The sequence below is a fragment of the Streptomyces sp. YIM 98790 genome, from assembly GCF_011421595.1.
Classification (GTDB): domain Bacteria; phylum Actinomycetota; class Actinomycetes; order Streptomycetales; family Streptomycetaceae; genus Streptomyces.
In genome coordinates this window covers 1-15972 of sequence record NZ_WTLH01000066.1, presented here as the reverse complement: position 1 = coordinate 15972, position 15972 = coordinate 1, and the positions used below count along the sequence as shown (strand labels likewise).

The window sequence follows — 15972 nt, the reverse complement described above, 5'->3', positions numbered from 1 at the left end:
TGTGGCCATGAGACGGATCGCCGTGGTCGGGTTGGCTTGTCGGTTACCTGGGGCCGGCGACGGCCGCGAGTTCTGGAGACTGCTGCGGGACGGGGCCGACGCCGTGCGCGAGGCCCCCGAGGACCGGTGGCGCGGCGCCGGGCTGCCGCACCGCCTGGGCGGCTTCCTCGACGGCATCGACCGCTTCGACGCGGGATTCTTCGGGGTCTCACCGCGCGAGGCGGCCGCGATGGACCCGCAGCAGCGGCTGATGCTGGAGCTGGCCTGGGAGGCGCTGGAGGACGCGCGGATCGTCCCCGCCGGACTCGGCCGGGACACCGGGGTGTTCGTGGGCGTCATGTGGGACGACTACGCGGCGCTGCAGGACCGGCTCGGCGCGGCCGGAATCGGCCGGCACACCATGACCGGAACCCGCCGCGGGATCATCGCCAACCGGGTCTCCCACCACCTCGGCCTGCGCGGCCCGAGCATGACCGTGGACACCGCGCAGTCCTCTTCCCTGGTGGCGGTGCAGCTGGCGTGCGAGAGCCTGCGCCGCGGTGAGTGCGCGACGGCGATCGCCGGGGGCGTGAATCTGAACATCCTGGCCGAACCGACGCTCGGCGCGGTGCGGTTCGGCGGCCTGTCACCGGACGGCCGGTGCTTCACCTTCGACGCGCGGGCCAACGGGTTCGTCCGCGGCGAGGGCGGCGGTGCCGTCGTCCTCAAGCCGCTGGCCGCCGCACTCGCCGACGGCGACGACATCTACTGCGTCCTGGACGGCGGCGCCGTGAACAACGACGGCGCGGGGGAGGGCGAGCACACCGGCCTCACCGTGCCGAGCCGCTCCGCGCAGGAGGAGGTCGTCCGGCAGGCGTACCGGCGGGCCGGCGTCGCCCGGCGCGACGTGCAGTACGTGGAACTGCACGGCAGCGGCACCAGGGTGGGCGACCCGATCGAGGCCGCGGCGCTCGGTGCCGCGCTGGGGCGCGGCCGGCGGCCGGACGCACCGCTGCCGGTGGGCTCGGTCAAGACCAACATCGGCCATCTGGAGGGTGCGGGCGGGATCGCCGGGCTGCTCAAGGTGGCGCTGAGCATCCGGCACCGGCTGCTGCCGCCGAGCCTGAACTTCGCCACCCCGCACCCGGACATCCCCCTCGACGACCTCGGGCTGCGGGTGCAGACCGAGCTGACGCCGTGGCCGGAACCGGACCGTCCGCTGGTGGCCGGGGTGAGTTCGTTCGGGATGGGCGGCACCAACTGTCACCTGGTGGTCAGCGAGCCCCCGCAGCCCGCCCCGGCGCCGGCCCCGCCGGCCGGCGGGCTCCCGGAGAGCGGCGCGCTGGTGTGGCCGGTCTCCGGCCGCACCGCGGAGGCGCTCCGCGCCCAGGCCGCCCGCCTGCTGGCCTTCGTGGACGAAGGGGACGCCTCCGCCGCCGACATCGGGCTGTCCCTGGCCACCACCCGCACCGCCTTCCGGCACCGTGCCGTCGTGGTCGGCGGCGACCGGGCGGAACTGCGGCGGCGGCTGGCCGGGCTGGCCGGCGGCGAGGCCGTGGCCGGCGTGGTCGAGGGACAGGCCACCGCGGACGGCAAGGTGGTGTTCGTCTTCCCCGGTCAGGGGGCGCAGTGGGCCGGCATGGCGGTCGGGCTGCTCGACCGCGTGCCGGAGTTCGCCGAGTCGGTCCGGGCCTGCGAGGAAGCCTTCGCACCCCATGTCGACTGGTCGCTGCGCGAGGTGCTGCGGGACGCGTCCGCGCTGGAGCGGGTGGACGTCGTGCAGCCCGCGCTGTTCGCGGTGATGGTGTCGCTGGCGAGGCTGTGGCGGTCCTGCGGGGTCGAGCCGGCCGCGGTGGTGGGCCATTCCCAGGGCGAGATCGCCGCCGCCTGCGTGGCGGGCGCGCTCTCGCTGGAGGACGCCGCGCGGGTGGTGACGCTGCGCAGCCAGGCCCTGTCGGCGCTGTCCGGCCGCGGCGGGATGGTGTCGGTGCTCCGGCCGGCCGGTGAAGTGCGCGGCCGGCTGGCCGAGTTCGGCGGCGCGGTGTCGCTCGCGGCGGCGAACGGCCCGTCGTCCGTGGTGCTCTCCGGCGACCCCGGCGCGCTCGACGAGCTGGTCGCGCGGTGGAGCGCGGAAGGCGTCGAGACACGGCGGATCGCGGTCGACTACGCCTCCCATTCGTCCCATGTGGAACAGATCCGGGAGCGGCTGCACCGCGTGCTGGACGGAATCCGGCCCATGCCCTCCTCGGTGCCGTTCTACTCCACGGTGACCGGCGGCCCGCTCGACACCGCCGGGCTGGACGCCGCGTACTGGTACCGGAACCTCCGGCAGACCGTGGAGCTGGAACAGGCGACCACGGCGCTGCTGCGGGACGGGCACACGGTGTTCGTCGAGTGCAGCCCGCACCCGGTGCTCCTGCCGGCACTGCGGGACACCGTGGAGCAGGCCGGCCCGGCATCCGGTGTGGTCACCGGCTCGCTGCGCCGGGGTGAGGGCGGGCCGGAACGGTTCCTGGCGTCGCTCGCCGAGCTGCACGTGCGCGGTGTCGGGGTGGACTGGTCCCGGGTGTTCGCCCTGCGCGGCGCCCGCACGGTGAGCCTGCCCGGCTACGCTTTCCAGCGCGAGCGCCACTGGCTCACCGGGACGACCGCCGTGCCGGCCGCCGCCCCCGCCGGGCAAGCCCCGGCGGGACTCCCGGCCGAGTCCCCGGCCGAGTCCCCTGCCGAGTCACCGGCCGAGCCCCTGGCGGCGCCCGCGGCGGCGGACGCCCCCGCCGCGGGCGCCGCGGTGCCGCCCTCCGGCCCGGGGATGCTGCGGCTGGTGCGGTCCACCCTCGCGGTGGTGCTCGGCCACCCGGACGGCGACGCGGTCGACCCCGGCACGACCTTCAAGGAACTCGGGGTCGACTCCCTGTCCGCCGTGGAACTCCGGGACCGGCTGAGCGCCGCGACCGGACTCGCCCTGCCGGCCGGGGTGCTGTACCGCCACCCGACCCCGGCCCGGCTCGCCGGCCATCTGCGGGAGCTGGCGTCGGGCGGCCGGAAGTCCGCCGGACCCGCCGCCGGGACGGCGGCCGACGAGCCCGTCGCGATCGTCGGGATGGCCTGCCGGCTCCCCGGCGGCGTCGCCTCGCCGGAGGATCTGTGGCGGCTGGTGATGGACGGGACCGACGCGATCGCGGAGTTCCCGGCCAACCGCGGCTGGGACCTGGAGTCGCTGCACGGCCCCGACCCGGACCGGGCGGGCACGTCCAGCACCCGGTACGGCGGCTTCCTGTACGACGCCGACCAGTTCGACCCCGAGTTCTTCGGCATCTCGCCGCGGGAGGCGCTGGCGATGGACCCGCAGCAGCGGCTGCTGCTGGAGACGTCCTGGGAGGCGCTGGAACGGGCCGGGCTCGACCCCGCGGGGCGGCGCGGCGCACCCGTGGGGGTCTTCGTCGGTGCCATGGCCCAGGAATACGGCCCCCGGCTGCACGCCGCGCACGCCGAGTCCGACGGCTACCGGCTGACCGGCAGCACGATCAGCGTCGCGTCCGGCCGGATCGCCTACACGCTCGGGCTCCGGGGCCCCGCGGTCACCGTGGACACCGCGTGCTCCTCGTCGCTGGTGGCGCTGCACCTCGCGGCGCGGTCGCTGCGGGACGGGGAGTGTGCGCTGGCGCTGGCCGGCGGCGTCGCCGTGATGTCCACCCCCGGGATGTTCGTGGAGTTCAGCCGGCAGCGCGGGCTGGCCGCGGACGGCCGGTGCAAGGCGTTCTCCGCCGCCGCGGACGGCACCGGGTGGGCCGAGGGCGCGGGAATCGTGGTGCTCGAACGGCTGTCGGACGCGCGGCGCAACGGGCACCGGGTGCTGGCCGTGCTGCGGGGCAGCGCGATCAACCAGGACGGCGCGTCCAACGGGCTGACCGCGCCGAACGGAGACGCCCAGGAACGGGTGATCCGCCAGGCGCTGGCCGACGCCGGACTGTCCGCCGCGGACGTCGACGTGGTGGAGGCGCACGGCACCGGGACGGTGCTCGGCGACCCGATCGAGGCCGAGGCGCTCGCGGGCACCTACGGCCGCGGCCGGGAGCCGGACCGTCCGCTGCTGCTGGGGTCGCTGAAGTCCAACATCGGCCACACCCAGGCCGCCGCCGGGGTGGCCGGCGTGATCAAGATGGTGCAGGCGCTGCGGCACGGGACGGTGCCGCGGACCCTGCACGCCGAGCGGCCGAGCCCGCACGTGGACTGGGCCGGCGGCGCGCTGGAGCTGGTGACCGAGGCCCGGGAGTGGCCGGATGCCGGCCGGCCGCGCCGGGCCGGGGTGTCCTCGTTCGGCATCAGCGGCACCAACGCACACGTCGTCATCGAGCAGGCACCCCAGGAGCAGACACCCCAGGAGCAGACACCTGCGGAGCAGGCACCGGCCGAGCAGGCGGCCGGCGGGCCGGCCGGTCCGGTGCTGCCGTGGGTGTTCTCCGCGGCGAGCGAGGACGCGGTGCCGGACCAGGCCGCCGCCCTGCTGGCCTTCATGGACGCCCACCCCGGGCTGGACCCGGCGGACACCGGCTACTCGCTGGCCGCCGCCCGCTCCGGCCTGCCGCACCGGGCCGCCGTCGTCGGGGCGGACCTGCCCGCGCTGCGCCGGGGCCTGGCCGCGCTCGCCGCCGGCACCGAGGCACCCGGCACGGTCCGCGGCACCGCGCGCGAGACGGGCGGGGTGGTGTTCGTCTTCCCCGGCCAGGGATCGCAGTGGGCCGGGATGGCGGTGGAACTGCTGGAGTCCTCGCCGGTGTTCGCCGAGTCGATGCGGGCCTGCGCCGGCGCCCTCGCCCCGCACGTCGACTGGGACCTGTTCGAGGTGCTGGGCGACCCGGCCGCGCTGGAGCGGGTGGACGTCGTCCAGCCCGCGCTGTTCGCGGTGATGGTGTCGCTGGCCGCCCTGTGGCGCTCCTGCGGAGTGGAGCCCGCCGCGGTGATCGGCCACTCCCAGGGCGAGATCGCCGCCGCCTGCGTGGCCGGGGCGCTCGGCCTCCAGGACGCGGCAAAGGTCGTCGCCCTGCGCAGCAGGGCCATCCTGGCGCTGTCCGGCACCGGCGGCATGCTCTCGGTCGCCCTGTCCGAGGAGGAGGCCGCCGGACGCCTCCGCCGGTGGGACGGCCGCCTCTCGGTGGCGGTGGTGAACGGCCCGGGGGCGGTCGTCGTCGCCGGGGAGGTGGAGGCGCTGGAGGAACTGGCCGCCGAGTGCGAGACCGCCGGGGTGCGGACCAAGCGGCTCCCGGTGGACTACGCGTCCCATTCGGCGCAGGTGGAGCGGATCGCGGACGAGCTGGCCAGGGTCCTGGACGGGCTGTCCCCCCGCCCCTCGGCGATCCCGTTCTGGTCCACGGTGACCGCCGGCCCGCTGGACACCACCGGCCTGGACGGCGGGTACTGGTACCGCAATCTGCGTCACCAGGTCCGCTTCGCCGAGACCGTCGGCGTGCTGGCCGAGCAGGGGCACTCGGTGTTCGTCGAGGTCAGCCCGCACCCGGTGCTGACGGCGGCGGTCGAGGACGTGGCGGAGCAGGCGGCCGCCGTCGGCTCCCTGCGCCGCGACGACGGCGGCCCGGAGCGGTTCCTGACCTCGCTGGCCGAGGTCTACGCGCACGGCGTGAACCCCGACTGGCGGGCCGTCTTCCCCGGCGCCCGGCGGACCGACGTACCCACCTCCGTGTTCCGGCGGCGGCGCTTCTGGCTCGAACCGGCTCCGGCCGGCCGGGCGGCGGACGTCACGGCGGCCGGGCTGGCCGCGGCGGACCACCCGCTGCTCGGCGCGGTGGTGGAACTGCCGGACTCCGGCGGCCTGATGCTCACCGGACAGCTCTCCCTGCAGGCCCAGCCGTGGCTGGCCGACCACGGGCTCGGCGAATCGGTGCTGCTGCCCGGCGCGGCCTTCGTCGAACTCGCGGTCCGCGCGGGGGACGAGGTCGGCTGCGACCGGGTGGCCGAGCTGACCTGCGAGGTGCCGCTGGTCCTGCCGCCGCACGGCGGGGTCGCGGTACGGGTCACGGTCGGCGAGCCGGACCCGTCGGGCCGCCGTGAGCTGGCCGTCCACGCCCGTCCGGCGGACGGTTCCGGCGGATGGACCCGGCACGCGAGCGGGGTGCTCGCCTCCGGCCCGGCCGAGGAGTTCGACCTGGCCGCCTGGCCGCCGCCGGGCGCGGTGCCGGTGGAGTGGGACGGCGGATACGACCGCTGGACCGGGCTCGGCTACCGCTACGGACCGTCGTTCCAGGGTCTGCGCTCCTGGTGGCGGCGGGGCGAGGAGATCTTCGCCGAGGCCGCGCTGCCCGCGGAGGCGGAGGCGGACGCCGGCCGGTTCGGACTGCACCCGGCGCTGCTGGACGCGGCACTGCACGCCGCGGTCGGCGACGGCCCGCACTGCCTGCTGCCGTTCTCCTGGCAGGGGGTGTCGCTGCGCGCGGCCGGTGCCTCCGCGCTGCGGGTGCGGATCGTCCCGGACGGCCCGGACACGGTCTCGCTGCGGCTCGCCGACGGCACCGGGGCGCCGGTGGCCTCGGTGGAGTCGCTGGCGCTGCGCCCGGTCCCGGCCGGCGGACCGGCCGCGGGCCCGCCGGACGCGCTGTTCCGGGTGGACTGGGTCGAGGCACGCGAGGCGCCCGTGCCGCAGGACTCCGGCGGTCCCCGCACGTGGGCGGCGGTCGGCGCCGACGAACTCGGGCTCGGAGTGCCGTGCCACCCCGGCCTCGCCGCCCTGGCCGGCGCCGGACCGGCCCCGGAGACGGTGTTCGCCGCGCTGACCGGGGAGCCCACCGCGGGCGGCGCCCACGCCGTGGCCGGCCGGGCCCTGCACCTGATCCAGGAGTGGCTGGCCGACGAGCGGTTCGCCGGGTCGCGGCTGGTACTGCTCACCCGGAACGCCGTGGTCACCGAGCCGGTCGAGGAGCCGGCCGGGACGGACGTGCCCGGAGTGGCGGGCGCCGGGGTGTGGGGCATGGTCCGGTCGGCGCAGCGGGAGCACCCGGACCGGTTCACCCTCGTCGACCTCGACGGCCACGAGGCGTCCGTCGCGGCGCTGCCGGCCGCCCTGGCCACCGGGGAGCCGCAGCTCGCGGTCCGGAAGGGACGGCTGGTGGTGCCCCGGCTGGCCCGGGTCACCGGAATGCCGGCGGCCCGGCCCGCACTCGCGGCGGGCACCGTGCTGGTCACCGGCGCCACCGGTACCCTCGGCGGCCTGTTCGCCCGGCACCTGGTGTCCCGGTACGGGGTGTCACACCTGGTGCTGGCCAGCAGGCGCGGACCGGACTCGCCCGGCGCGGCCGAGCTCGCCGCGGAGCTGACCGGGCTGGGCGCGACGGTCACCGTGGCCGCCTGCGACGCCGCCGACCGGGACGCGCTGGCCGCGCTGCTGGCGTCGGTCCCGGCCGGGCGTCCGCTGACGGGCGTGGTGCACGCCGCAGGGCTGCTCGACGACAGCGTGCTGGAGGCGATGCGGCCGGAGCAGCTCGCACGCGTCCTGCGGCCGAAGGTCGACGCCGCCCTGAACCTGCACGAGCTGACCCGCGGACTCGACCTGTCCATGTTCGTGCTGTTCTCCTCGGCCGCCGGCATCCTCGGGCTGCCCGGACAGGCCAACTACGCCGCGGCCAACGCGTTCCTGGACACCCTGGCCCAGCACCGCGCGGCGCGGGGCCTGCCGGCCGTGTCCCTCGCCTGGGGCCTGTGGGCCCAGGCCAGCGGCATGACCGGCCACCTCGCGGACACCGACCTGAGCCGGATGCGCCGGGCCGGCCTGGCCCCGCTGTCCTCGGCGGAGGGCCTGGCCCTGTTCGACGCCGCGGTCTCCTCCGGCGCGGCCCTGCTGGTCCCGGCCCGGCTCGACCCGGCCGCGGTGCGGGAGCACGGCACGGTGCCGGCGCTGCTGCGGGACGTGGTCCGGGACCGGGTCAGGCGGGCGGAGGCCGCCGCCGGCCGGCCCGGCGGCACCGTGCCGCTCGCCGACAGCCTGGCCCGGATGTCCGACGCGGACCGCGAGGAGACCCTGCTCGGCCTGGTGCGCGAACACACCGCCACCGTGCTGGCCCACGGCACACCGGGGACGGTCGACCCCGGCCGGAGCTTCAAGGAGCTCGGCTTCGACTCGCTGACGGCGGTGGAGCTGCGCAACCGGCTGGGGGCGGCGACCGGCCTGCGCCTGCGGGCCACGCTGGTGTTCGACTACCCGACACCGTCCGCACTCGCCGCCCACCTCGGCGCGGCCCTCCGCCCGGCGGAACCGGCCGCGGAGCCCGGGCGGCCGGCAGGGGAGCTGGACGGACTGGAGCTCGACGAGCTCTTCGACCTCATCGACGGCGAACTCGGCACGTCCTGAACGGGGGGCAAGTGAGCAACGAAGAGAAGCTGGTCGAGTACCTCAAGCGGGTCACGGCCGAGCTGCAGCAGACCAGGCAACGGCTGCGGGACGCCGAGCGGTCGGGCGGCTCCGGCGAGGCGGACCGGGAACCGGTGGCCATCGTCGGCATGGCCTGCCGCTTCCCCGGCGGCATCGGCTCGCCGGACGACCTGTGGCGGCTGCTCGAAGCCGGCGGCGACGCGATCACCGAGTTCCCCGCCGACCGCGGCTGGGACCTGGAGTCACTGTACGACCCGGACCCCGGCACACCCGGCCGCACCTACACCCGGCGCGGCGGATTCCTGCGCGGGGCCACCGAGTTCGACCCGGAGTTCTTCGGGATCTCGCCGCGGGAGGCGCTGGCGATGGACCCGCAGCAGCGGCTGCTGCTGGAGACCTCGTGGGAGGCCCTGGAGCGGGCCCGCATCCGCCCCGCCTCGCTGCGCGGCGGCCGGGTCGGCGTGTTCGCCGGGGCCATGGCACCGGACTACGGACCCCGGCTGCACCAGGCCACCGGAGGCGCGGAGGCGCACCTGCTCACCGGTACCACGAACAGCGCCGCCTCCGGGCGGATCGCGTACACCTTCGGCTTCGAGGGGCCCGCCGTCACCGTGGACACGGCGTGCTCGTCGTCGCTGGTCGCGCTGCACCTGGCGGTGCAGTCGCTGCGCCGCGGCGAGTGCACGCTGGCGCTGGCCGGCGGCGCCACGGTGATGTCCACCCCGGGCATGCTCGTCGCGTTCAGCCGCCAGCGCGGGCTGGCGGCCGACGGCCGCTGCAAGTCCTTCGCCGACGGCGCCGACGGCACCGGCTGGGCGGAGGGGGTCGGCATGCTCCTGGTGGAGCGGCTCTCGGACGCCGTGCGGCTCGGGCATCCGGTGCTCGCCGTGGTGCGCGGCAGCGCGGTCAACCAGGACGGCGCGTCCAACGGGTTCACCGCGCCGAACGGGCCGTCCCAGCAGCGGGTGATCCGGCAGGCGCTGGAGGACGCCGGTCTGGCCCCCGCGGACGTGGACGCGGTCGAGGCGCACGGCACCGGCACCAGTCTCGGCGACCCGATCGAGGCGCAGGCCCTGCTGGACACCTACGGCCTCGACCGCGACCGGCCGCTGTGGCTCGGGTCGCTGAAGTCGAACATCGGGCACACCCAGGCCGCGGCCGGGGTCGGCGGCGTGATCAAGATGGTGCTGGCGCTCCGGCACGGGGTGCTGCCCAGAACCCTGCACGTGGACACCCCCTCCTCGCATGTGGACTGGTCGGCGGGCACGGTGCGGCTGCTGACCGAGCGGCGGGAGTGGCCGGTCACGGGCGAGCCGAGGCGGGCCGCGGTGTCCTCGTTCGGCATCAGCGGCACCAACGCGCACCTGATCCTGGAACAGGCGCCCGGGACCGTGTCACCACCGGCCGCGTCACCACAGGACGGGGCGGCGCAGGACGGGGCGGCACAGGACGGGGCGGAGGCCCGGGCGCCGCTGCCGCTGGTACCGCTGGTGCTGTCCGGCAGGACTCCGGACGCGCTGGCCGGCCAGGCGGGGCGGCTGCTGTCCGCCGTGGAGTCCATGGACCCGCTTGACGTCGCCTGCTCACTGGCGACCACGCGGACCGCGTTCGAGCAGCGCGCCGCGGTGGTGGCGGAGGACCGGGACGGACTGCTCGCCGGCCTGCGGGCGGTCGCCTCCGGCGCCGCCGGGCCCGGCGTGGTGCGCGGTGTCGCGCACCCGGGCCGCACCGCCTTCGTGTTCGCCGGCCAGGGCACCCAGCGCCCCGGCATGGGCCGGGAGCTGTACGCGGCGTTCCCGGCGTTCGCGACGGCGCTGGACGAGATCTGCGCCGGGTTCGACGGCCTGCTGGACCGGCCGCTGCGCGAGGTGCTGCTCGCCGGGACCGATGCGGAGGCGGAACTGCTGGACCGCACCGGATGGGCGCAGCCCGCGCTGTTCGCGGTGGAGGTCGCGCTGACCCGGCTGCTCGAATCCTGGGGCGTCCGGCCGGAGGTGCTGGCCGGGCACTCGATCGGCGAGCTGTCGGCGGCCTTCGCCGCGGGACTGTGGACACGTGACGACGCGTGCCGGGTGGTGGCGGCGCGCGGCCGGCTGATGGAGTCGCTGCCCGCGGGCGGCGCGATGGTGTCGGTGCAGGCCACCGAGGACGAGGTCGCGTCGGTGCTGGCCGGTGACGAGGCCGGCATCGCCGCCGTGAACGGGCCGGAGTCGGTGGTCGTGTCCGGGGCGGAGGACGCGGTGCTCCGGGCCGCCGGGCATTTCGCCTCCCTCGGCCGGCGGACGAAGCGGCTGCGGGTGAGCCACGCGTTCCACTCCCCCCTGATGGACCCGATGCTGGAGCCCTACCGCGAGGTGCTGGCCGGTGTGGCCTTCCACGAACCGGTGCTGCCGCTGGTGTCGACGGTCACCGGCGAACCGCTGACGGCGGAATCGGTGCTCTCTCCGGAGTACTGGGTGCGCCAGGTGCGCGAGCCGGTGCGGTTCGCCGCCGCGGTGCGCCGTCTCCAGGACGACGGGGCCGTCCGGTTCCTCGGCGTGGGCCCGGACGCCGCGGTGACCACCATGGCCGAACAGTGCTTCACCGAACACGGCACGCCGCAGGCGGCGGTACCGGTCGCCCTGCCGGTGCTGCGGGCCGACCGCCCGGAACCGGCCACCGCGCTCACCGCACTGGCCGCGGCGTACGCGCACGGCGTCGAGGCGGACTGGCACCGGGTGTTCGCCGGGACGGGCGCGAGCGCCGTGGAGGTGCCGACCTACGCGTTCCAGCGCGACCGGTACTGGATGGACGTACCGGCGCAGGCGGGCGGCCTGCGCGCCGCGGGCCTGTCCGAGGGAGAACATCCGCTGCTGGGCGCGGTGCTGACGCTGCCGGAGTCCGGCGAGGTGGTCCTGACCGGCCGGCTGTCGGCGGAGAGCCAGCCGTGGCTGGCCGACCACGCGGTGCTGGGCCGGGTGATCGTGCCGGGCGCGGCGTTCGTGGAGATGGCGCTGCGCGCCGGCCGGGAGGCCGGCTGCGAGCGGATCGAGGAACTGACCGTGCACACGCCGCTGGTCCTGGACGAGCGGAGCGGCGCCCGGGTCCAGGTCGTGGTCGGGGACGCCGGCGAGCCGGGACACCGCGCGGTGTCGGTGTACGCCCGGGAGGAGGACGGCGAGTGGGTCCGGCACGCCGACGGCTCGCTGGCCGTCCGGTCCGGGCCGGCAGCGGCCGACGCCGGGGCAGGCGCCATGGCATGGCCTCCGGAGGACGCGGAGCGGGTCCCGCTCGACGACGTCTACACCGGTCTCGCGGAGCGGGGCTACGACTACGGCCCGGCGTTCCAGGGGCTCACGGCGCTGTGGCGGCGCGGGGACGAGGTGTTCGCCGAGGTCGCCCTCGCGCCCGGACCGGCGGCCGAGGCGGACCGGTTCGGCCTGCACCCGGCGCTGCTGGACGCGGCGCTGCACGCGGTCTGGTACGGCTCCTTCCTCGGCCGGACGGACGGCGCCGTCCTGCCGTTCACCTGGTCGGGAGTGTCCCTGTCGGCCGCCGGGGCGTCCGCGCTGCGGGTGCGGATGTCGCCCTCCGGCGAGGAGACGGTGGCGATCCGGCTCGCCGATACCGCCGGTGCGCCGGTGGCGTCGGTCGACGGCCTGCGGTTCCGGCAGATGCCGGCGGGCGGGCCGGGAACGCCAGGGGAGTCGCTGTTCCGGGTGGACTGGCCGGCCGTGCCCGCCGGGGCGGCGGAGCCCGTCCGCTGGACGTTCGCGCCCGGGCCGGCGGACATCCCCGCCGGTCCGGGGGTGGTGTTCCTGCGCTGCCCGGCCGGGCCGGACGCCCGGCAGGTCACCGGTGAGGTGCTCGCCGTCATGCAGGAGTGGCTCGCCGACGAGCGGTTCGCCTCCGGCACGCTGGTACTGGTGACCGCCGGAGCGGTGTCCACCGGGCAGGGGGAGCCGGTCACCGGGCTCGCCCAGGCCGGGGTGTGGGGCCTGGTGCGGTCGGCACAGACCGAGAACCCGGGCCGGTTCGGGCTGCTGGACGTGGACATCGACGTCCCGGACCTCGGCGCGGACGGGAGTGCCGGGCCGGTGCCGTGGGACGAGGTGGCGGCGCTGGTCGCGGAGGAGCCGCAGCTGGCCGTCCGGTCGGGCCGGGTGCTGGTCCCCAGGCTGGTCCGGGCCGGAGCGGGCGGCGCCACCGCACCCCCGGCGGCGTTCGGCACCGGCACGGTCCTCGTCACCGGCGGCACCGGCACGCTCGGCGGGGTCGTGGCACGGCACCTGGTGGCCGCGCACGGGGTGCGGCGCCTGGTGCTGGCCAGCCGCGCGGGCGGCGACTCGCCCCGGGGCGCGGAACTGGCGGCCGAGCTGACCGAGCTGGGGGCCGAGGTCGTGCTGGCCGCCTGCGACACGGCCGACCGGGCCGCACTGTCCGGCCTGCTCGCCGGGATACCGGCCGACGCCCCGCTGACCGCGGTCGTGCACGCGGCCGGCGTGGTCGACGACGGGGTGCTGACCGAGCTGACCCCGCAGCGGCTCGACGCGGTGCTGAGCCCCAAGATGCTCGCCGCGTGGAATCTGCACGAGCTGACCCGCGACCTCGGCCTGTCGGCGTTCGTGCTGTTCTCCTCCATGTCCGGCCTGATCGGCCCGGCGGGACAGGCCAACTACGCGGCGGGCAACGCCTACCTGGACGCGCTCGCCCAGCACCGGCGGGCGCAGGGCCTGCCCGCGGTGTCGCTGGCGTGGGGCATGTGGGCCGAGCGCAGCACGATGACCGAGCACCTCACGGACGTGGACCTGGCCAGGCTGGCCCGTCTCGGCGTGACCCTGTCCTCCACGGAGGAGGGCCTGGCGCTGCTGGACGCCGCCCTCGGCGCCGACGAGCCGGTGCTGGTTCCGGTCGGCCTCGACCTGGCCTCGATGCGCGGCCAGGCGGACGTGCCCCCGATCATGCGGCAGCTCGCGGGCCGCCGGAGCATGGCGCGGCCGGCGCGGCCGGCGCCCGCCGGACCGGGCTCCGCGGCGGACCGGCTGGCCGGTCTGCCGGAGGACGACCGGTACGAGGCCCTGCTCGGCCTGGTGCGCACCCGGATGGCCGACGTGCTGGGCTACCCGGCGGGCCGGCAGGTCGACCCCGCCCGTGCGTTCTCCGACCTCGGGCTCGATTCGGTGTCCGCCGTGGAGTTCCGGAACCGGATCGGCGCCGAGACGGGCCTGCGGCTCCCGCACACGCTGGTGTTCGACCACCCGACGGCGGACGCCGTCGCCCGTGAGCTGGACCGCAGGCTGGCCGCCCGTGCCCCGGCGCCGACGGGAGCACCGGCGTCGGCACCCACGGGATCGGTCCTGACCGAGCTGGACCGGGCGGAGTCGGCGCTGACCGTGTCGGCGGCGACCGGCCCGGACGGCGACAAGATCGCCGACCGCATCGAGGGCCTGCTGGTGAAGCTGCGCGCGCTCCGGGGTTCCGCCGACCGCGCCGACGCCAGGCTCGATGTCACCGCCGCGACCGACGAGGAACTCTTCCAGTTCCTGGACGGCGCTTGATCCCGCGTCCGTCCGGCGCCCGCGCGGTGAGCGCGGGCGCCGGACGCGGCGGGGGCGGTTCCTACCCGAGCTCCGCCGGTGCCGGGAAGTAGCCGGCGCCGGCGAAGAACTCCGTGTACCGGCGGAACAGTTCGGCGTCGATCTCCGGGCAGGAGATGCCCGTGCCGGCCAGGGCGGCCTCCGTCGCGCTGACGTCCATGCGCATGTACAGCGCCTCGCCGGCCGTCATGTAGCTGCGGAAGATGTCGATCACCGGGAAGAGCGCGTTGTCCCGGTCGGCCCGGACGGTGGCGACGAACTCGTCCCAGGGCACCTCGTCCAGGACGTAGCCGGACGTGCGCAGCCGCGCCACCATGTCGGCGAAGCTGACCGCCACCGGGTTGAACAGGTGGAAGGTCCGGCCGCCCGTGGTGCGGGACAGCGTCACGATCGCCGCGCTGACGTAGTCCACCGGCACCATCGGGAAGAGCGCGTTGGCGCCGGCCGGGACCGCCCGTGCCTGCAGGCTGCCCTTCAGGCTCAGCCAGACGAAGTCCCGGTCCTGGCAGGCGCCGTTGGTCTGCGCGCCGGAGATGACGTCGGCGCGGTAGACCGACACCGGCAGGCCGCGTTCCCGGGCAAGTCCGATGATCTTCTCGGCGACGTACTTGCTCTGCCGGTACCCGTTGGTCAGCTTCTCCGGCGGCCCGGTGGGATCCTCCGGGGCCAGACCGGCGCCGCCGGGCGCCGGCCCGGCGAAGACACCGGTGCTCGACACGTAGTGCAGCGGAACCGTCCGGTGCAGCGCGGCGAGCCGGAGCGCCTCCTCGGTGCCGGTCACATTGGCCGCCTTCAGCGACGGGTACGGGTGCAGCCAGTTGACCGTCGCGCCCGCGTGGTACACCACGTCGATCTCCCGGGCGAGCCGGTCGAACCGCTCGGCGCCGAGGCCGAAGCGCGGTGCGGCCAGATCGCCGGTGAGGACCGACAGCCGGCCGCGGTCGATCTCGTCCCAGATGCCGTACCAGGTCAGGCTGGTGCGCAGCCGGTCGAGCGCGGACGTCTCGTCGGCCGCCCGGACCAGGCAGTGCACGGTGGCCCCGGTCGAGCGCATGAGGTCCCTGAGCAGGAAGGCACCGACGAACCCGGTCGCCCCGGTGAGGAACACCTGCCCGGGGTCGCCGACCACGGTGGTGACGTCCTCGGCCGGGACCACGTCCTCGGCCAGCCGCACCTCGGCGGCGAAATCCACCGCGGACGGCGCCGGGCTCCCGGCCCGGCTGGCGAGCTCCGCATCGAGGAACGTGATCAGCGCCGCGGGGGTCGTGTGGTCGAACAGCAGGGTCGGCGGCAGGCGCAGGCCCGTCTCGCTCTCCAGCCGGTTCCGCAGCTCGACCGCGGTCAGCGAGTCGAAGCCCAGCGCGGCGAAGGCGGTGGTGTCGCCGATGTCGCCGGTTCCGCGGTGGCCGAGCACCGCGCCCACGGAGGTGCGCACCAGGTCGAACAGCAGCTCCCGCCGGCCGGACTCGTCGAGCCCGGCGAGGCGTTCCGCGAACTGGCCGGTGTGCTCGGCGGCCGCGCTGACGACCCGCCGGGCCGGCCTGCGGACCAGACCCCGCAGCACGGGGAGGACCGGGCCGGGCTGCCGCTCGATCAGCGGGATGTCGAGGTGCATCGGCACCGTCGTGGGATGCCCGGCGGCGAGCGCCGCGTCGAACAGCCCGGGGCCCTCGTCCGGCGAGATCGGCCGCAGGCCCGACTGCGTCGCCCGGTTCCAGTCCACTTCGGACAGCCGGGACGCCATGCCGTGCTGCTGTGCCCACGCCGCCCAGGCGAGGGAGTGGGCCGGCAGGCCGTTCGCCCGGCGGTGGTGTGCGAGTGCGTCGAGGAACTGGTTGGCGGCCGAGTAGTTGGCCTGCCCCGGCGAGCCGACGACCCCCGCGACGGAGGAGAAGAGGACGAACATGGTCAGGGGGTGGTGGCGGGTGAGGGTGTGCAGGTGCCATGCGGCGTCGGCCTTGGGGCGCAGGACGGAGGTGAGGCGGTCGGGGGTGAGGGCGGTGAGGATGCCGTCGTCGATGACGCCTGCGGTGTGCACGA

2 protein-coding genes and 1 pseudogene are annotated in these 15972 nt (G+C 76.3%); 2 read left to right on the top strand and 1 reads right to left on the bottom strand.

What is annotated here, in order from left to right; all coding sequences use genetic code 11:
- Positions 1 to 7: 7 nt before the first annotated feature.
- Both GQS09_RS13545 and GQS09_RS13540 read left to right on the top strand, forming a co-directional pair.
- Positions 8 to 8335 (top strand): type I polyketide synthase, encoded by an 8328-nt coding sequence (locus GQS09_RS13545; RefSeq protein WP_165986300.1) that lies wholly within the window; start codon positions 8 to 10, stop codon positions 8333 to 8335.
- Between the two features lie 53 nt (positions 8336 to 8388).
- Positions 8389 to 13893 (top strand): annotated as a pseudogene (locus tag GQS09_RS13540) (SDR family NAD(P)-dependent oxidoreductase); the annotation flags it as partial.
- Positions 13894 to 13954: 61 nt separating this feature from the next.
- On the opposite strand, the gene GQS09_RS13535 reads toward GQS09_RS13540, so the two are convergent.
- Positions 13955 to 15972, bottom strand: a 2018-nt coding sequence (locus GQS09_RS13535) for a thioester reductase domain-containing protein (protein ID WP_165986298.1), incomplete at its 5' end; no start/stop codon positions are given.